Genomic DNA, 17,099 nt, shown 5'->3' with positions numbered 1-17,099 from the left:
GAAACCCCGCCCGGGCCACCGGGCGGGGTTTTTTGTGCAGCGCAACCCTGCGACCGGACAGGGACGAACGTGGAGCATTCACTACGGGCCAGGGTCCGGGCCGGAGACCCCGACGCGTTCGCCGAACTCTTCGACGCGCACGCGCCCGTCCTCTACCGGCACGCCGCCCGCATGACCGGCTCACCCGCCGAAGCCGAGGACGTGGTCTCCCTCACCTTCCTGGAAGCCTGGCGGCTGCGCGCCCGCGTGCGCCCCGACGGCGACAGCCTCCAGCCCTGGCTCTTCGGCATCGCCGTCAACGTGCTCCGCAACACCACCCGCGCCGCCCGCCGCCACCAGAACGCCCTGGTACGCCTCCCGCCCCCGGACGCCGTCCCCGACTTCGCCGACGAACTGGTCACCCGCCTGGCCGACGCCGACCGCCTGCGCGCGGCCCGGACGGCGCTGAACCACCTGCGCCCGGCCGAACGCGAGGTCGTCGCCCTGTGCGTGTGGGCCGGACTCAGCCACGCGGCCGCCGCCGAGGCCCTGGGCGTCAAGGAGAGCACGGTCCGCGCGCACCTCTCCCGGGCCAGGGCCCGCCTGCACAGGCTCACCGAGAAAGAACTGCAGCGCCGATACGCCGGCGGACAGGTACGAGTTGACCGCGCACCCGCGGTCCGGTCGATCCAGGAGCAACCCCGATGAACCCCCCAGAGCACGAGGAACTGGCCCGGCTACTGCCGCCCCCCACCATCACCGGCCTCCCCGGCGACCGTCACCGTCTGCTGAAGGACAACCTGATGACCCACCTGCGGGAAACGCCCGCCCGCCCCTCGTGGCGCGGCCCCCTCCTGATCGGCGTCGCCGCCCCCCTGACCATCGTCGCCACCGTGTTCGCCCTCTTCCGCCCCCCGGCCGAACAGCCCGCCGCCCCCATGGCCGCCGCGAGCCGGCCGGCCACGTCCCCCGCCCACCTCGCCACGGCGGAGGCCAAGCCCAAGCAGTTGCTCAAGCTCACCGTCCACTCCGCCGGAAAGAACAAGATCGACTTCGACCGGCTGGTGAAGGACCTGGACGCCCAGAACGTCAACGTCACAGCCCACCGCAAGGCCCCCAAGTGCGCCGTGATGATGGTCGTCATCGTGCCCAAGCGCAAGGCCAACGGCGACTTCGCGGTCTCCATCCCCCTGCGCGACCTCAAGAAGCACCCGGTGGGCGTCGCCTTCACCTTCGGCGCCCCCAAACGGAACAAGGACCCTGAATTCGACAGCGTGATCTTCACCTACGATTCCAAGATCGCCTGCCCCGAGAAGTAGCTTTCCGATCTCACGGCCGGGGTGCCCTAGAGTCGTACGCGTGGACAAATGGCTGATCGTTGGGCTGGGGAATCCCGGAGCGGAGTATGCCGGGAACCGGCACAACGCCGGGTTCATGGTGGCGGACGAGCTGGCCGCCCGCATGGGTGGCCGGTTCAAGGTGCACCGGGCGCGGGCCGAGGTCGTCGAAGGGCGGCTGGCGGGGGTGTCCGCGGTGGTGGCCAAGCCGCTGTCGTTCATGAACCTGTCCGGCGGCCCGGTCAAGGCGCTCATCGACTTCTACAAGACCACCCAGCTGGTTGTCGTCCACGATGAGCTGGATGTCCCCTATGGCGCGCTGCGCATGAAGCTCGGGGGCGGAGACAACGGGCACAACGGCCTGAAGTCCATCACGAAATCGCTGGGCGGCCCGGCCTACCTGCGCGTCCGCTTCGGGATCGGCCGGCCGCCCGGCCGGATGGACACGGCCGTCTACGTGCTGAAGGACTTCGCCACGGCGGAGCGCAAGGACCTGCCCTTCCTGGTGGACCGGGCCGCCGACGTGGTGGAGTCCCTGATCCAGGTGGGCCTGGAACCCACCCAGAACAAGTTCCACGCGGCGGACCTCAACGTGTCAGGTCCGCCGCGCTGACCCGCGGGCGCGCTTCAGGGCGAGGGACGCCAGGTCATCAGGTTCTGGAAGAGTTCGGCCTGTTCGATCGCGTCGTCGAGGGCGTGGTGGGAGTGGGCCCGGGTGGCGCGAAGTTCGCGGGGCATTTGGCGTTTTGTCGACCAGCCGACCGGTACCCCGGCTTTGGCGGCGTAGAGGGTTTTTATGTCAATGCACCGGGAATGGCCGAACGGGGAGGCTCCCGCGAAATTCATGAAGTACCAATACATCCACATCCAATCGTAGGAAAGTGGATAGGCGGCGAGCACCGGTGTGGTTTTGCCGCAAGTCTGGGAAATCCAGGCCGCGGCGGCCTTCATGGCCTCGCGGGCGTCGCGGCCCTCGCGCAGGAGCAGGTCGCGGTCGAGGCCGGAGACCGCCAGCGCCTCGGGGACGAAATCATCGCTGATCGGGCGTAATTCCGCATAAAAGGTGGTCGCGGTGGGATCGAGCGGTTCGAAAACCCGCCCGGTCATGCGCCCGGCCACCGCCATCCCGAAACTGACCATGGAATACGGGCCGGGAATGGGGCCGTCGGCCTCGATATCGACGGATATGTAGGTCTCGGCTTTCACTGAATTCTCTCCAGGGCGGCGCTAGCATTTCCAGCGGTCGTATACGTTAGGTATGCGGACGGTTACACGGAGGTCCTCAGGTGTGGGACGGTGAGGTGAAGGCGGTCGTCGCCGAACGGCCGAAGACGGTTCCAGCAGGCGCACGCCCGCCGAGCTGGACCATCCGATACCGTGCCGCTGCGGTCTTGTGCGACATCGTGTGCGCCCTTCTCGCCGGTGCGGTCGCGGTGGCCGTGCGCTTCGGCGAAGTCACTGCGTACGTGGTGCCCTACGTAGCGTTGAGTGGAACGCTCCCATTGTTATGGGTGATCGTGATGGGACTCAACCGCGTCTACGAGCCCCGACTGATCGGTGTGGGCTCCGAGGAGTTCCGCCGGGTCGCCCAGTCGGGCTTCGCGGTGACCGCCGCGGTCGCCGTCGTGGCCTACGTGACCAAGACCGACCTGGCCCGCGGCTATCTGGTGCTGGCCCTCCCGCTGACCACCGTTTTCACCCTCCTCGGCAGGTACGGGTTGCGTCGCGCCCTGCACCGCCGCCGCGCCCGGGGGCACTGCATGCGCCGGGTGATCGCGGTCGGTCACCCCGAGGCGGTCGCCGACCTGATCCGCCGGTTCCGCCGGGAGCGCTACCACGGCATGGACGTGGTCGCCGCCTGCCTGCCCACCGGGCGCGGTGAGGTGGGTGTGCCGGTGCTGGGCGACTTCACCGACGTGCCGATCGTGGTGGCCCAGCTGCGGGCCGACACGGTGGCCGTGCTGGCCTGCCCCGAGTTCGACGGCACCGCGCTGCGCCGCCTGGCCTGGCGGCTGGAGCGCAGCCGCACCGACCTGGTGGTGGCTCCGGCGCTGATGGAGGTGGCCGGGCCGCGGACCACGATCCGGCCGGTGGCGGGGCTACCGTTGCTGCACGTGGAGCATCCCGAACTGGCCGGCGCCCGGCGGCTGATCAAGAACGGCTTCGACCGGGCGGTGGCGGGCCTGGCCCTGGTGCTGCTGGCCCCGCTGCTGGCCGGGCTGGCGATCGGCGTCCGGGCCACCAGCAAGGGCCCGGCGCTCTTCCGGCAGACCCGGGTGGGCCGCGACGGCGTGGAGTTCACGATCCTGAAATTTCGTACCATGCGGGTGGACGCGGAGGCGCGCAAGGTCGAGCTGGTCAGCGACGTCGAGGGCGTGCTTTTCAAGATCCGTCACGATCCCCGGCTGACCCGGCTGGGCGCCTGGCTCCGCCGCCACTCGCTGGACGAGCTGCCCCAGCTGCTCAACGTGGCCCGCGGCCACATGTCCCTGGTCGGCCCGCGCCCCCCACTCCCCGCCGAGGTGGCCAGGTACGGCGACGACGTCCGCCGCCGCCTGCTGGTCCGCCCGGGCATGACCGGCCTCTGGCAGGTCAACGGGCGATCCGACCTCTCCTGGGAGGAATCGGTACGGTTGGACCTACGTTATGTCGAGAACTGGTCGCTGATGTTGGATCTTCAGATCCTCTGGAAGACGTGGTCGGCCGTGGCACGCGGAGCGGGAGCGTACTAAACAGTGAAGACGATTCGGGACGACCACGCCTTGGCCGCCGACCTGGCGACCGAAGCCGGCGAGAAGTTGCTCCAGTTGCGCGCCAAGTACGGCTTCGACGACCCCAAGGCGCTCAAGGACGCCGGTGACCGGTCCTCCCACAGGTTCCTCACCGAGTCGCTGGAGCGGCTGCGCCCGAGCGACAGCGTGCTGTCGGAGGAGGGGGAGCGCGCGGACCCGGCCCGGTTGGCGGCCAACCGGGTGTGGATCGTCGACCCGCTGGACGGCACCCGCGAGTTCGGCGAGGCCGGCCGGGCGGACTGGGCGGTGCACGTGGCCCTCTGGGAGCAGGGCCGGCTGGCCGCGGGCGCGGTGGCGCTGCCCGCCCAGGGGCGCACGCTCTCCACCGGTGAGCCCCCGAAGCTGCCCCGCCACGCGGGCACCCGGTTCCGGATCGCGGTGAGCCGCACCCGGCCGCCGGAGTTCGTGCAGAAGCTGGCCTACCTGGTCGGCGCCGACCTGGTCCCGATCGGCAGCGCGGGCGCCAAGATCTGTGCCGTGCTCACCGGCGAGGTCGAGGCCTACGTACACGCCGGTGGCCAGTACGAATGGGACTCGGCCGCCCCCGTGGCGGTGGCCCTGGCCGCGGGCGCGCACGCCAGCCGAATCGACGGCTCGCCGCTCACCTACAACCAGGGTGACCCCTCTCTGCCGGATATCCTGGTCTCCCTACCGGATCTGGCGCCGACGTTGCTCGCCGGAATCCATGATCTCCACCGATAGGAAAGCCTCCACCGACCTCCACCGATAGGAAGCCCCCATGCTTCAGCGCGACTACACCACGTCGCAGCTCGATGTCCTCGAAGCCGAGGCGATCCACATCATGCGTGAGGTCGCGGCCGAGTTCGAGCGCCCCTGCCTGCTGTTCTCCGGCGGCAAGGATTCGATCGTGATGCTGCGGGTCGCCGAGAAGGCGTTCTGGCCCGCCCCGATCCCGTTCCCGCTCATGCACGTGGACACCGGGCACAACTTCGCCGAGGTCATCGAGTTCCGCGACAAGCGGGTGGCCGAGCTGAGCGCCCGGCTGGTGGTGGCCTCGGTGCAGGCGTCCATCGACGCGGGCCGGGTGGTCGAGGAGACCGGCCGGCGCGCCTCGCGCAACCGCCTGCAGACCACCACCCTGCTGGACGCGATCGAGGAGCAGGAGTTCGACGCGGTCTTCGGCGGCGCCCGGCGGGACGAGGAGAAGGCCAGGGCCAAGGAGCGGGTCTTCTCCTTCCGCGACGACTTCGGCCAGTGGGACCCGAAGAACCAGCGGCCCGAGCTCTGGAACCTGTACAACGCGAAGATCCGCAAGGGTGAGCACATCCGGGTCTTCCCGCTCTCCAACTGGACCGAGCTGGACGTCTGGGACTACATCCGCCGCGAGGGCATCGAGATCCCGTCCATCTACTTCGCCCACACCCGCCGGGTCTTCGAGCGGGACGGCATGCTCCTGCCGGAGTCCGACGTGCTGGAGCGCGGCGAGGACGAGCCGCTCTTCGAGGCCGTGGTGCGCTACCGCACGGTCGGCGACATCACCTGCACCGGCGCGGTGCCGTCCACCGCCAGCACGGTCAGCGAGATCATCGACGAGATCGCGGCCACCCGGATCACCGAGCGCGGGGCCACCCGGGCGGACGACCGGGCTTCGGAGGCCGCGATGGAAGACCGCAAGAAGGAAGGGTATTTCTAGAAATGGCCGTCCAGATCAGGGGAGCGCGCCGGTAATGGACATCCTTCGCTTCGCCACCGCAGGTTCCGTGGACGACGGGAAATCCACCCTCATCGGCCGCCTGCTCTTCGACTCCAAGGCCATCTTCGAGGACCAGTTGGAGGCAGTGGAGCGCACCAGCCGGGACCGGGGGACCGAGTACACCGACCTTTCGCTGCTCACCGACGGCCTGCGCGCCGAGCGGGAGCAGGGCATCACCATCGACGTGGCCTACCGCTACTTCGCCACGCCCAAGCGGAAGTTCATCATCGCCGACACTCCCGGGCACATCCAGTACACCAGGAACATGGTCACCGGCGCCTCCACCGCCGACCTGGCCATCATCCTGATCGACGCCCGCAAGGGCGTGCTGGAGCAGTCCCGGCGGCACGCCTTCCTGACCACCCTGCTCCGGGTGCCGCACCTGGTGCTCGCGGTGAACAAGATGGACCTGGTCGGCTACTCCGAGGAGCGGTTCGAGGAGATCCGCGAGGAGTTCACCTCCTTCGCCTCCAAGCTCAACGCCAGCGACCTGACCTTCATCCCGATCTCCGCGCTGCACGGCGACAACGTGGTCTCCCGCTCCGAGAACATGCCCTGGTACCAGGGCTCCTCGCTGCTGCACCACCTGGAGAACGTGCACATCGCCTCCGACCGGAACCTGGTCGACGTGCGCTTCCCCGTGCAGTACGTGATCCGTCCGCACCGCACCGAGTTCCACGACTACCGGGGCTACGCCGGTCAGGTGGCCGGTGGCGTGCTGAAGCCGGGCGACGAGGTGCTCCACCTGCCCTCCGGTCTGACCACCCGGATCGCGGCCATCGACACCTTCGACGGGCCGGTGGAGGAGGCGTTCCCGCCCATGTCGGTGACGCTCCGGCTGGAGGACGAGATCGACATCTCGCGCGGCGACATGATCTGCCGCCCGCACAACCAGCCCGCCGTCACCCAGGAGATCGACGCGATGGTCTGCTGGATGGCAGACGGCCTGCGGCTGCGCCCCCGGACCAAGCTGACCATCAAGCACACCACCCGCACCGCCCGGGCGCTGGTCAAGGACCTGCACTACCGGCTGGACGTGAACACCCTGCACCGTGACGAGTCGGCCGCCGAGCTGACGCTGAACGAGATCGGGCGGGTCTCGCTCCGCATCACCCAGCCGCTGTTCGTGGACGATTACGCCAGGAACCGGCTCACCGGGGGCTTCATCCTGATCGACGAGGCCACCAACGGCACGGTCGGGGCCGGAATGATCGTCTGACCAGGTAAAACATTGCCCGTTCGCTGAACATCCGGTTACTCTCCGCGCTAACGTCAGCACGTTCCGTATTCCTTTCGGGAGTCGTACGTGACTGACGCTCTGCCGGTGATCTTTGTGGGCGGGCTGGGCCGCAGTGGCACCACGCTGCTGGAGCGCCTGCTCGGCGAACTGCCGGGGGTCGCCGCGCTCGGCGAGGTGGTGCACCTGTGGCAGCGCGGCGTGCGGGCCGACGAGCCCTGCGGCTGCCGGTTGCCGTTCTCCCAGTGCCCCTTCTGGCACCGGGTGGGTGACCGCGCGTTCGGTGGCTGGCGGCCGGGCAAGGCCGATCGGCTGCTGGAGTTGCGTGACCAGGTGGACCGCACCCGCCGGGTCCCGGTCTTCGCGCTCGGCCTGATCAGCCGGGAGGCCCTGCTCACCGAGTACGTGGCGGCCTACCACCGGCTCTACGCCGCCGCCGCGGAGATCGGCGGCGGCCAGGTCGTGGTGGACTCCAGCAAGCACGCCTCGCTGGCCTACTGCCTGGCCGCCATCATCGACCTGCGGGTGGTGCACGTGGTGCGCGACCCGCGCGCGGTGGCCGCTTCCTGGCGGCGCAAGGTGGCCCGCCCGGAGGACGGCCATCCGATGACCAGGTGGAGCCCCGCCCGCACCGCGGTGCACTGGCTGGTCCAGAATCTCGCCTTCGAGTTGCTCCGCGGCCGGGGCGTGCCGGTACTCCGGGTGCACTACGAGGATCTGGTGGCCGAACCGGCCGAAACCCTGCGCGGCCTGGCCGACCGGCTCGGCCTGCAGTGCGCCCCCGACACCCTCGACTTCATCACCGGCCGAGAAGCCCGCCTCGGCGTCGCCCACACCGTCTCCGGCAACCCGATGCGCTTCACCGTCGGCCGGGTCAGGTTCCGGCGCACGACCCCCGGCCTCCCGCGCCACCACCGCTGGGCGGTCACCCTCATCACCCTGCCTTTTCTGCTCCGGTACGGCTACCGCCTGGCCTACCGCTGAACTACGGAGAACCCCTATGAACCCGTCCGTCGGTGTGGTCATCCCCACCTGCGGCGACCGGCCGGGGCCACTGCGCGCGGCCCTGGCCGCCGTGCTCGCCCAGGAACCCGCCGCCGTGGTCGTGGTCGCCGATGACTGCGATCCCATCGACGTCGCCGGCCAGCTGGGCGACCTGACCCGGCAGGTCCGGGTGCTGCCCAACCGGCTCACCCCCGGCCTCCCCGGCGCCCGCAACACCGGCATCGCCGCGCTCGGCACCGACCTGGTGGCCTTCTGCGACGACGACGACCTGTGGCTGCCCGGCAAGCTCGCCGCCCAGCTCGAAGCCCTCGGCGACGCCGAGTTCGCCAGCTGCGCCATCGAGGTCGCGTACGGCTCGCGCCGGATCACCCGCACCGCGGGCAAACCGGAGATCACCCTCACCGACCTGGTGCGATCCCGGATGGTCATGGTGCACTCCTCGACCTTCCTGTTCCGCCGCGGCGCGTACTGGGTGGACGAGAGCGCCCCCGGCGGCCAGAACGAGGACTGGGACCTGGCCCTGCGCGCGGCCAAGCGGCGGCCGATCGCGCACGTGGACCGGCCGCTGGTCCGGGTCGGCTGGGACGGGCAGCGCGCGGTGGCCCGCTGGGGGGAACGCATCGCCGGGCTGGAGTGGATGCTGGCCCGCCACCCCGAACTGGCCGCCGACCAGCGAGGGGTGGCCAGGATCTACGGCCAGCTTGCCTTCCACCACGCCGCGCTGGGCCGCCGCCGGGAGGCCGCGCGCTGGGCGGTGCGGGCGATGGCCGCGCGGCGGAGCGAGCCGCGGGCGCCGATCGCGCTGGCGGTGGCGGCCGGGCTGGTCCCGGCGCGCACCGTGCTGTCCCTGTTGCACACCAGGGGTCACGGAATCTGATGCGGCTGACTTCTCTACCGGTCATTCCCCGGCAGCGGCTCTCCCCCGACCGGCCGGTGCGGCGGCGCCGGGTGGCGGTGGCTGGGATCGAGCTCGACCGGCTGACCGAGATCGAGGTGGTGGACCGGGTGATCGGCGCGCTCCGGCGCGGGCGCGGCGGTCATCTGGTCACCCCGAACGTGGACATCTGCCGGTCCTGTGCCAGGGACGAGCGCCTGCGCGCGCTGGTGCTCCGGGCGGAGCTGGCGGTGGCGGACGGCATGCCGCTGGTCTGGGCGGCCCGCCTGCTGGGCCGTCCGGTGCCGGCGCGGATCACCGGCGCCGACCTGATCTGGTCCCTGTCGGAGGCGGCGGCGTTCTACCGGGTGCCGGTCTACCTGCTGGGGGGCGCGCCCGGGGTGGCCGACCAGGCCGCCATCGCGCTCTGCGACCGGTATCCGGGGTTGATCATCGCCGGGGTGGACGCCCCGCCGTACGGGTTCGAGCACGACCACGAGCAGTTCGAGCAGGTCCGCAAGGCGTTGGTGGACGCGGCGCCGCTGCTGGTCTTCGTCGGGCTCGGGTTCCCCAAGCAGGACCTGGTCATCGAGCGGCTCCGCGACGACCTGCCGGGGGCCTGGTTCGTCGGCTGCGGCTCGGCCATCGCCTTCGCCGCCGGGTCGGTGCAGCGGGCGCCCGCCTGGATGCGCGACCTCGGCCTGGAGTGGCTGTTCCGCCTGGCCACCGAACCGGCCCGGCTGGCCAGGCGATACCTGGTGGACGACCTGCCGTACGCGCTGGGCCTGTTAACCCTCTGCGCGGTCAGGCGCCTGTTCACCTGACGAGCGCGGTCACCCGGCGGGCCTCGGCGGGGGAGAGCCTGCTCCGGGTGGCCGCCGCCGCGCTGTCGGTGCGGCGGAAGGCGGTCCGGGTCAGCCCGGACCAGGCGAACGGCCGCTCGGCGGCGGAACCGGTGCAGGCGCGGTGGATCAGCCGCGCCGCCCGGTCGGTCCACGGCAGGCCGCACCATTCGTAGAGGTCGCGGAAGCCGGCCAGGGGATCGGCGGCGAGGGCCTCGTAACCGACCACCCGGACCCCCGGGGTGCCGGCCGCGATGGTGGCCGTCACGTCGCGGGCGGCCCGCCAGAGGGCCGCCGCCTTGGCCAGGCGGTCCTGGCTGCCGACGTGCTCGCGCAGCGCGAGCAGGCCCGGGTGGTCGCGGGTGAGCAGGGGCTGTTCCAGCAGCTCGTGGAAGTAGACGGTCCAGCCGAGGTGCTGCCAGCTGCCCACGAACGGGACCGCCTCGCGGACCAGGATGATCACCTGGCAGCCGAGCCGGGTGGCGAACCAGCCTGCAGAGAACAGGGCGAACGGGTCGTCCAGCAGGGCGCGGCGGCCGCGCAGCCGGCCGAGGGTGAACGCGGTGCCGTGCTTGGCCAGCCGGGCCAGCGAGCCCGGGTCGCGGTTGCGGCGCAGCTCGGGCAGGAAGCGGTAGCGCAGGCGCGCGGTGGCGGTGAAGGCGGGCAGCCAGTCGGCTTCGTTGTCGGCGCAGATGTACTGGAACCGCCAGGGCCGGGGGCCGTTCAGCACGCCCGGGTAGTCGCGTTCCGGGTTGAGCGGTTCGTTGACGTACACGAGTTCGCCGGAGGCGCGGAGCATCTGGCCGGTCCAGCTGGTGCCGCTGCGGGGGAGGCCCGTGACGAGGATGGTCATGCGGCGACCCGGGGGGCGTAGCTCCGGGTGATCTGGGCGAGCGGGAGCAGGTTCTTGACCAGCACGCCCCCGGACCAGCCGAGCGCCGCGCCCAGCGCGCCCAGGCCGGGGACCAGCAGCAGGTCCAGCAGGACGGTGGTGCCGACCGCGGCGGCGGTGTTGACCAGGCTGGTGGTGGTACGGCCGGCCGCGATCAGCACCACGTCGACCAGGCCGCAGCCGGTGGCGACCAGCATGGTGATCGACAACACCAGCGCGATGTCCGCGGCCTGCGGGTAGCCCGGTCCGAACAGCTGGAGGATCCATGGGGCGAAGGCCGCGTACCCCACCCAGAGCGGCCAGGTGAGCACGATCAACGTCCGGGTGGCCCGCCGGTAGGCCCGCCAGGCCTCCGCCGGGTCGCCGTCCGCCATCGCGCGCACCAGCCTCGGCTGTACGGCCTGCGCCAGCCCCTGGCTGACCAGTTGCCCCACCACCCTGAACCGGGTGGCGGCGGTGTAAATCGCGGCCTGGGCCGGACCCGCTAGCAGGGCGACGAGCACGATGTCCAGGCGCTGGAACACGGCCTGGATGGCGGCGGCCACCGAACGCGGAGCGGTGTAGCGCCAGAATTCCGGCCAGGTGACCGAACCGTAGGGCCTGCGGGCGAGTTGGCGGGCCGCCAGCAGGGTGACCGGGATCGCCGGGAGGGCCCAGGCCAGCAGGATCACCGGGAAAGGAGCCCCGGCGAGCACGGCGACCGTCACCAGGACCAGCTGGCCGATGGGCTGGAGCAGGCCGTCCAGCAGGAGCGTCGGCCGCATCGATCCCCGCCCTCTGGTGGCCGACACGAGCACGTCCGCGACCACCACGAAAGGCAGTACGAGCGCCGCCGGAAGGATCATCGCCGACCCGCTGGCCAGCCCTGCTCCCGCCGCCACCGACCCCAGCACCACCGGCGCCAACGCCACCCACAACAACGGCCGCGAGGGCGACGCCGTCGCCGGCTGCCCCCGAACCTCCATGTCACGAAATTTCGGGACTCGGGTTGTGCGGGCGCGGAAGTAGATCAACCCGTTCCCCGCGTCCAGGCGAAGCACCCCGGCCAGCATCACCATCGCCGCCGTGATCGTGAAGAACGTCCCCGCCGCCGCCGTGTCGAGCGTCCGCGTCACCACCACGACCAGCAGAAACTGCGCGGCAGCGTTCACCCCTGCCCCCACCAGACCGGCGGCGTTCTTCCGCCCGACCATATGCAGGAGCACCCCCGTGACTCCTGCCGTCTTCCGGCTCTCACCAGCCGTCCGACCGCCCGGGGGGATCAATGCCGCCATGACGGCGTTCCCCCGAGCCACGGCTGGAGGAGGGCATCCCACGTCAGGAAATAGTCGGACAAGCGGCGGCGGAGGGAGTCGGGCATCTCCGCTCGGGGACGGGCATTGTGGCGTTCGAACACCGGGTTGCCCAGCTGGGGCAGACCGAGGAACCTGAGCACCCGCTCATAGGCCGGCTCGGGTTCGGCGAAGAAGTGACCGCTGTCGAGCACGAGCAGCCGCTCCGGCCCGACCAGCAGATCCAGCCGCGCCAACTGCTCGGCGTACCGCCCCCGCGACAGGTACGCCTGGTGCCGATGGGCGTGACTGACATAACCGGGATCGCTCCGCATCCGCTCGGCGGCCCCCGCCAGGCGCTCCTCCTCCAGGTCGATGGCCCGCTCGAACGACGCCTCCGTCTCGAACCCCCGCGCCAACTCGTGCGCGTGGGCCGAATAGGCGCGCTCCACCGGATCCCGTACCAGTACGATCAGCTTCACCCCCGGCAGATCCCAGGCGATCCGGGAAACCGCCAGCGGATGGAACAGGTAGTAGGGCGAGGATTCGAAGGCCAGCGGGCGGCAGCCGTACCGGTGCTCCAGCCTGGCGGCCGTCGCGCGTAACGGAAAATGCGCCCGGTACCACGACAAGCCCCGGTCGTAGGCCATGTCGAAGTAGTGCACGCCCTTCCGGAGCACCGGCTTGACCATCAGCGGATGCTGCGCCAACGCCCGATACAGGGACGTCGTCCCGCAACGCTGGGCGCCGATGATCAGAAAGGACGGCAACATGCGCCGGCGTCCGGTCAGCCGCCCGGCGGTGATGGACACCGCGTGGGCGGTGGTCTTCAGAGCGCTCACGGCAGCACCTCCAGATGATCCAGAACAGGGTTGAGCCAGGTCACGGGGTCGCCCAGCGGCTGGTGCCCGTCGGCGGAGTAGCGATCGGCGAGCGTGATCAGGTAGCGCGCGGCGACCAGCCGGGCCGCTCCCGTCGCGTACCCGAACGGCTCCAGCACCCGCCCCGCCTGGGCGACACACGCCTGCGCGGCCACCGGCGGGCGCATCCGCCGCAGCGCCGACTGGAAGAAGTGGTGCAGCGCGTCGAACCCGGTCGGCACTTCGGTGCCGAAACGCTCCCAGTCCCAGACCAGCAGCCGCCCGTCCGCGCCCGCCGCCAGGTTCCACGGCGAGAAGTCCCCGTGCCAGGCCCCGGACGGATGCAGCGCCGCGATCTCCGCGACCGCCGAGACGAGCGTCCCGGGCGCGATCCCCGCGGTGGTGATCGGAAGCGGGGACAACACCAGCACGTCCAGCCCGCGCCAGCTGCCGTGATGGAGCACTTCCGGCGCCACCACCGTGCGCAGTTCGGGCAGCCCGCGCAGGGTCGCCGCCTCGTGCCGGACCAGCCGCCGCGCCCGGTCGCTGTCCCCGATCTTGACGAACCCGAGCAGCCCGCTCGTCCCGTACGCCTCCAGGACGGGTTTGCGGTTGGCCCGCCGGGCCGGGCGCACCCGCACCACCGTGTGTACCCGCCGCCCGAACACCGTGCTCAGGTGGGTTTCGATGGTGTCGGGACCGTCGCCGACCAGCAGGCGTCCTCCCACGTGCCAGCGGGCGCGGGGGACCAGCCGCCGGGGGACCAGACGGTGCGGCAGCAGGGTACGGGCCGAGGTGCGGAGGTCGGGCGGGAAGAGCAAAGTGATCACCTCTTCGAGGTAGCGGAGGCGGAGGCGGGCGTCGCTCATGTGGCGTTCCGCCACAGCAGCGCGAACGAGATCAGGTACAGGCTGAGTGCGGTGATCATGCCGTCGTAGATGACCATGTAGAACAGCGCCAGCAGCATCACCAGCACACCCGCCTGCCCGATCGGCGAACGATCAGTCCAGTACCGGCGTACGGCTCCCGCGAAGAACACGACGTAGAGCGCTGCCCCCGCGAACCCCTGGGTGATTATCAGCAGCCAGAGCTGCCCGTCGCTGCCCAGCGGGGGATGGCCGCACTCGCGGCACCAGTCCGTCCGGCCGGTGGTGATGGTGCGGTGGCTGCCGTAGGCGTACCGGGTGTTCCCGTACCCGATGACCGGCGAGCTCGCGGCGGCCCGGACGGTCGCGGTCACGGTGAACGCCCGGATGTCGTTGCTGTGCGGATTGTCCAGGCGCTGGGTGACCAGGCCGCCGAGCGGGCTGAACGCGAGGACCGCCCCCGCCGCCACCGCGAGCCCGGCCGGCAGGAGCCGCCGTCCCCGCACCGCCAGGTACGCCAGGGAGAAGCCCAGCCCGATCCACAGCCCCCGGTTGAGCGAGTACACGACCGGAACCGCCGCCACCGCCAGCACCACGGCCAGCAGCGCCTTGCGCAGCGGCCCCCCGTACGCCCACCAGCCGACCACGAACCAGATGACCAGCACGGACAGGTTGCTGCCCCAGGCGTTGGCCCATTCGTACGGCGCCTCCGGCCGGGGCAGGGCGTGGCCCAGCACGTACTGGATCTGGGCCGCCGTCGGATGGATGAGGTTGGTGACGAACGGGTGCGTGGCGAGCCAGCCCGGCAGCACCCGCTCGACCGGCGAGGTGAACGCGAACGTCGGCGCCAGCACCCCGAGCAGCCCGCCCGCGACCGTGGTCAGGAAGAGCGCGCCGAGCATCCGGACCAGCCGGAGCTGCGGGAGTTCGTCCCGGGTGAGGTTGCCCAGGTAGAGCACCATGACCAGCAGCGCCAGATAGACGGTCAGCCGCATCAGGTACCCGGCCACCCGGCCGCCGCCGAACTCCCCGTACGTGCCTTCGGGCGACTCGCCGAGGGTGAGCGCGCTCAGCAGGTACCCCACGATCAGCAGCGCCCACCATCCGAACCCCTTCGGGACCCGGATCGGCCGCCGCCGCCACAGCACCAAGCCCATGGGAACGGCCACCACGACGACCGCCAGCCCCCCGAACCCCAGCGCCCACCAGACCGGATATCCCACCAGCAGCGCCCAGATCGGCCAGACCGCCCTCACCTGGACTCCCGGGCGAAGGCGAGGACGACGCCGGTCAGCAGGCCGAGGAAGAGCGCGCCACCGAGGTAGATCGGCGGGCGGGGAGAGCTCGTGGTGGCCGGGGGACGGGCGGGGCTGATCACCGTGCCGGGGGTGATCGGGGTGGTTTTGAGGGTGTCGTACCGGAGGGCGAGGGTGGTCGCCTGGCGGGCCAGCATGGACTGCTGGTGGAGGGCGAGGCTGCGCGCGGCCGAGGCCCGGGGGAGCGTGGCCACCTCGCCAGCGGCCTTGGTGAGCGAGGCGTTGACCTGGCGGAGTTTCGCGATCAACGCGTTCATCTGCACAGAAAGCGTTTCCGTCGCGGCGGCGGCGCGGTGTTTCAGGTACGCCTCCGCGAACGCCTGCGCCCCCGCTGCGGCCGACGCCGCATCCGGTGCCGTAAACGAAATCCGGAGAATTCCGGAATTCGGGGGAACATCGACCCGGACCCTATCCCGCAACCCCTCCACATCCGGATAATTCAGGGTCTGGGCGGCTTGGGTGGCAACCACCGACGATTGAACGATCTGCGCCTCGGTATCCAGATTGAGGGATTCCCGCTGCCGCTGCGTCACCAGATTGCCCGGTTCGGCGACCCCGCTGGCCACCACCTGCACCTCGGCCGCCGACGTGTACGCCGACGGCAGCAGGAACACCGCCCCGGCTCCCGCCGCCAGCCACGCGACCAGGCAGAACAGCAGCGACAACCACCGCCGCCGGAACACCCCCAGGTACTCGGCGAGATCGCGGCTGTGCGGCGACAGGCTCATCAAGGACCTCGTGACGGGACGGCGGATCGGTGAAAGGACTACGAACTATAGGCGCGGCTGAAGATTCCCCCACCGAATATTGAAGATTTTCTGTCGTCGAATCACGTGACAATAACCGTCGTTCAACGGACATGTCGGCTCATGTGATATGAGAAAGAACGCCCCCCGCTCCCTGGCATTGATGGAAAGGTGAACGCATGCGCGTCACGTTCAACGTCAAGCGGGTGGCGGCCATCGGCTCGGCCGCGCTGCTCACCGGCTGCGCGGCCGCGTCCGGCATTTCCGGAAATTCCGGTTCAACGACGTCGGCCAACCCCCGCCCCCGCTTCAGCCCACCCGGGCATCCGCTCGCCCACGACTGCGTGGTCACCGCCAAGCTCATCCCCACCTGCGGCGCCTGGTGGGGCGTCGCCCCGGAGGTCTTCACCGGCCACCGGCCGTCCCGCGCCGTGGCCCGCACGGAGGAGCGCATGGGCCGGCCCGCCGACATCGTGCACGTCTACCACCGGGGCGGCGAGCTCTTCCCGACCCCCGAGGAGCGTGCCCTGGCCGCCGGCCCCCGGCTACTGCTGATCAACTGGAAGCCGTCCCTCCGCCACACCTGGGCGGAGATCGCGTCCGGCGCCGTGGACCGGCGCATCGACGCCCTGGCGGCGTACATCCTGCGCACCTTCCCCGGCCGGTTCTTCCTCACCATCCACCACGAGCCGGAGGACGACGTCGCCGCCGCCCCCGGCCGCTCCGCCGAGGACTACGCGAACATGTTCCGGCACGTGGTCACCCGGCTGCGGGCCCAGGGCGTACGGAACGCGGTCACTGTCATGACGTACATGGGCGCCCCGAACTGGTCGTCCAAGCCCTGGTTCGAGCGGCTCTACCCCGGTGACGACGTGGTCGACTGGATCGGTCTGGATCCGTACGCGGACGGGCGGGTCGCCGACTTCGCCGGCCTGGTCGACAAGACCCGCCCCGACCACCCGGAATGGCCGGGTTTCTACCGCTGGGCACAGTCCCGCTTCCCCGCCAAGCCCATCATGGTCGCCGAGTGGGGAGCCTTCGAACGCCAGGACCATCCCCGCTTCAAGCCCGACTTCTACCGCTCGGTACGCGCCCAGATCCGCGCCTACCCCCAGATCAAGGCCCTGGTCTACTTCGACTCCCCCTGGGCCCCACGCGGCGACACCCGCTTCGACACCACCCCGGCCGCCGCGACCGCCTTCACCGCCCTCGCCACCGATTCCCATTTCTCGGTGACGAAAGTCCCCGCCGGATAGCCCGGGAACCAGCCGCGCGAGGCCCTGCAATAAATGGGTTGATTTCATCCCCGAAGTCACGTTGTCATGTCCGGAAGATCGGGACAAAGGCGTCGACAGGAACCGGGGGAGC

General features: G+C 70.7%; 18 protein-coding genes. 11 read left to right on the top strand and 7 right to left on the bottom strand.

All coding sequences use genetic code 11. From position 1 onward, the window contains the following. The first annotated feature begins 69 nt into the window (after window positions 1-69). The 3 genes from KIP79_RS42620 to pth are packed head-to-tail and all read left to right on the top strand — an operon-like array spanning window position 70 to window position 1,929. Window positions 70-687 (top strand): RNA polymerase sigma factor, encoded by a 618-nt coding sequence (locus tag KIP79_RS42620; protein WP_214110749.1) that lies wholly within the window; start codon window positions 70-72, stop codon window positions 685-687. Further along, window positions 684-1,298 carry a hypothetical protein gene (locus KIP79_RS42615; protein WP_214110748.1) on the top strand — a complete coding sequence of 205 codons (615 nt, stop codon included), beginning with the start codon at window positions 684-686 and terminating at the stop codon, window positions 1,296-1,298. Before KIP79_RS42620 ends, KIP79_RS42615 begins: the two co-directional genes overlap by 4 nt. 40 nt (window positions 1,299-1,338) lie before the next feature. After that, a complete protein-coding gene (gene pth, locus KIP79_RS42610) occupies window positions 1,339-1,929 on the top strand; it encodes an aminoacyl-tRNA hydrolase (RefSeq protein ID WP_214110747.1) in 591 nt (196 codons plus the stop codon). 14 nt (window positions 1,930-1,943) lie between these two features. Here pth and KIP79_RS42605 read toward each other — a convergent pair whose 3' ends face one another. Continuing rightward, a complete protein-coding gene (locus tag KIP79_RS42605) occupies window positions 1,944-2,522 on the bottom strand; it encodes a 3'-5' exoribonuclease domain-containing protein (protein WP_308170204.1) in 579 nt (192 codons plus the stop codon). A 95-nt stretch (window positions 2,523-2,617) separates the two neighbouring features. Here KIP79_RS42605 and KIP79_RS42600 point away from each other — a divergent pair, with 95 nt between their 5' ends. From KIP79_RS42600 to KIP79_RS42570, 7 genes are all read left to right on the top strand, one after another. Next, window positions 2,618-4,048, top strand: coding sequence for a sugar transferase (locus tag KIP79_RS42600; RefSeq protein WP_214110752.1), 1,431 nt, complete (start codon window positions 2,618-2,620; stop codon window positions 4,046-4,048). A 3-nt stretch (window positions 4,049-4,051) separates the two neighbouring features. Further along, window positions 4,052-4,810, top strand: a complete 759-nt coding sequence (locus KIP79_RS42595; protein WP_214110746.1) for a 3'(2'),5'-bisphosphate nucleotidase CysQ — start codon at window positions 4,052-4,054, stop codon at window positions 4,808-4,810. Between the two features lie 37 nt (window positions 4,811-4,847). Beyond that, window positions 4,848-5,762 carry a sulfate adenylyltransferase subunit CysD gene (gene cysD / locus KIP79_RS42590; RefSeq protein ID WP_214110745.1) on the top strand — a complete coding sequence of 305 codons (915 nt, stop codon included), beginning with the start codon at window positions 4,848-4,850 and terminating at the stop codon, window positions 5,760-5,762. Between the two features lie 34 nt (window positions 5,763-5,796). Next, window positions 5,797-7,041 (top strand): sulfate adenylyltransferase subunit CysN, encoded by a 1,245-nt coding sequence (gene cysN / locus KIP79_RS42585; protein WP_214110744.1) that lies wholly within the window; start codon window positions 5,797-5,799, stop codon window positions 7,039-7,041. 87 nt (window positions 7,042-7,128) lie between these two features. Next, window positions 7,129-8,043 carry a sulfotransferase family protein gene (locus KIP79_RS42580; protein ID WP_308170203.1) on the top strand — a complete coding sequence of 305 codons (915 nt, stop codon included), beginning with the start codon at window positions 7,129-7,131 and terminating at the stop codon, window positions 8,041-8,043. A 16-nt stretch (window positions 8,044-8,059) separates the two neighbouring features. Continuing rightward, the gene (locus KIP79_RS42575; protein WP_214110743.1) at window positions 8,060-8,941 is read left to right on the top strand and encodes a glycosyltransferase family 2 protein; all 882 of its coding nucleotides are present in this window, start codon (window positions 8,060-8,062) and stop codon (window positions 8,939-8,941) included. Continuing rightward, window positions 8,941-9,762: a WecB/TagA/CpsF family glycosyltransferase gene (locus KIP79_RS42570; protein WP_214110742.1), complete on the top strand. Its 822-nt coding sequence runs from the start codon at window positions 8,941-8,943 to the stop codon at window positions 9,760-9,762. Before KIP79_RS42575 ends, KIP79_RS42570 begins: the two co-directional genes overlap by 1 nt. Here KIP79_RS42570 and KIP79_RS42565 read toward each other — a convergent pair. Genes KIP79_RS42565 through KIP79_RS42540 form a run of 6 tightly spaced genes read right to left on the bottom strand, consistent with a single transcriptional unit; the run spans window position 9,755 to window position 15,713 of the window. Beyond that, a complete protein-coding gene (locus KIP79_RS42565) occupies window positions 9,755-10,633 on the bottom strand; it encodes a sulfotransferase (protein WP_214110741.1) in 879 nt (292 codons plus the stop codon). The two genes, KIP79_RS42570 and KIP79_RS42565, sit on opposite strands and share 8 nt — an antisense overlap. Beyond that, window positions 10,630-11,877 carry a lipopolysaccharide biosynthesis protein gene (locus tag KIP79_RS49080; RefSeq protein WP_214110740.1) on the bottom strand — a complete coding sequence of 416 codons (1,248 nt, stop codon included), beginning with the start codon at window positions 11,875-11,877 and terminating at the stop codon, window positions 10,630-10,632. Before KIP79_RS49080 ends, KIP79_RS42565 begins: the two co-directional genes overlap by 4 nt. 56 nt (window positions 11,878-11,933) lie before the next feature. Further along, complete coding sequence (locus KIP79_RS42555; RefSeq protein ID WP_372453754.1) at window positions 11,934-12,785, bottom strand: sulfotransferase family protein; 852 nt, start codon at window positions 12,783-12,785, stop codon at window positions 11,934-11,936. Continuing rightward, window positions 12,782-13,672 (bottom strand): protein kinase family protein, encoded by an 891-nt coding sequence (locus KIP79_RS42550; RefSeq protein WP_214110739.1) that lies wholly within the window; start codon window positions 13,670-13,672, stop codon window positions 12,782-12,784. Before KIP79_RS42550 ends, KIP79_RS42555 begins: the two co-directional genes overlap by 4 nt. Then, a complete protein-coding gene (locus KIP79_RS42545; RefSeq protein WP_214110738.1) occupies window positions 13,669-14,925 on the bottom strand; it encodes a hypothetical protein in 1,257 nt (418 codons plus the stop codon). The genes KIP79_RS42550 and KIP79_RS42545 overlap by 4 nt, the downstream gene beginning before the upstream one ends. Beyond that, on the bottom strand, window positions 14,922-15,713 hold the full coding sequence (locus tag KIP79_RS42540) for a Wzz/FepE/Etk N-terminal domain-containing protein (RefSeq protein ID WP_214110737.1): 792 nt from the start codon (window positions 15,711-15,713) through the stop codon (window positions 14,922-14,924). Before KIP79_RS42540 ends, KIP79_RS42545 begins: the two co-directional genes overlap by 4 nt. Window positions 15,714-15,910: 197 nt before the next feature. On the opposite strand from KIP79_RS42540, the gene KIP79_RS42535 reads away from it, so the two are divergent. Continuing rightward, the gene (locus KIP79_RS42535) at window positions 15,911-16,987 is read left to right on the top strand and encodes a glycoside hydrolase family 26 protein (protein ID WP_214110736.1); all 1,077 of its coding nucleotides are present in this window, start codon (window positions 15,911-15,913) and stop codon (window positions 16,985-16,987) included. Window positions 16,988-17,099 lie beyond the last annotated feature (112 nt).

This window comes from Acrocarpospora catenulata, assembly GCF_018476525.1.
Taxonomy (GTDB): Bacteria; Actinomycetota; Actinomycetes; order Streptosporangiales; family Streptosporangiaceae; genus Acrocarpospora; species Acrocarpospora catenulata.
This window is presented reverse-complemented; position numbering and strand designations above follow the sequence as displayed.

Excerpts from the sequence above, each read along its gene's own strand:
- KIP79_RS42615 (WP_214110748.1), top strand. The coding sequence starts at position 684 with ATGAACCCCCCAGAGCACGAGGAACTGGCCCGGCTACTGCCGCCCCCC.
- KIP79_RS42565 (WP_214110741.1), bottom strand. The coding sequence starts at position 10,633 with ATGACCATCCTCGTCACGGGCCTCCCCCGCAGCGGCACCAGCTGGACC.
- KIP79_RS42570 (WP_214110742.1), top strand. The coding sequence starts at position 8,941 with ATGCGGCTGACTTCTCTACCGGTCATTCCCCGGCAGCGGCTCTCCCCC.
- KIP79_RS42535 (WP_214110736.1), top strand. The coding sequence starts at position 15,911 with ATGCGCGTCACGTTCAACGTCAAGCGGGTGGCGGCCATCGGCTCGGCC.
- cysD (WP_214110745.1), top strand. The coding sequence starts at position 4,848 with ATGCTTCAGCGCGACTACACCACGTCGCAGCTCGATGTCCTCGAAGCC.
- KIP79_RS42575 (WP_214110743.1), top strand. The coding sequence starts at position 8,060 with ATGAACCCGTCCGTCGGTGTGGTCATCCCCACCTGCGGCGACCGGCCG.
- KIP79_RS42540 (WP_214110737.1), bottom strand. The coding sequence starts at position 15,713 with ATGAGCCTGTCGCCGCACAGCCGCGATCTCGCCGAGTACCTGGGGGTG.
- KIP79_RS42550 (WP_214110739.1), bottom strand. The coding sequence starts at position 13,672 with ATGAGCGACGCCCGCCTCCGCCTCCGCTACCTCGAAGAGGTGATCACT.
- cysN (WP_214110744.1), top strand. The coding sequence starts at position 5,797 with ATGGACATCCTTCGCTTCGCCACCGCAGGTTCCGTGGACGACGGGAAA.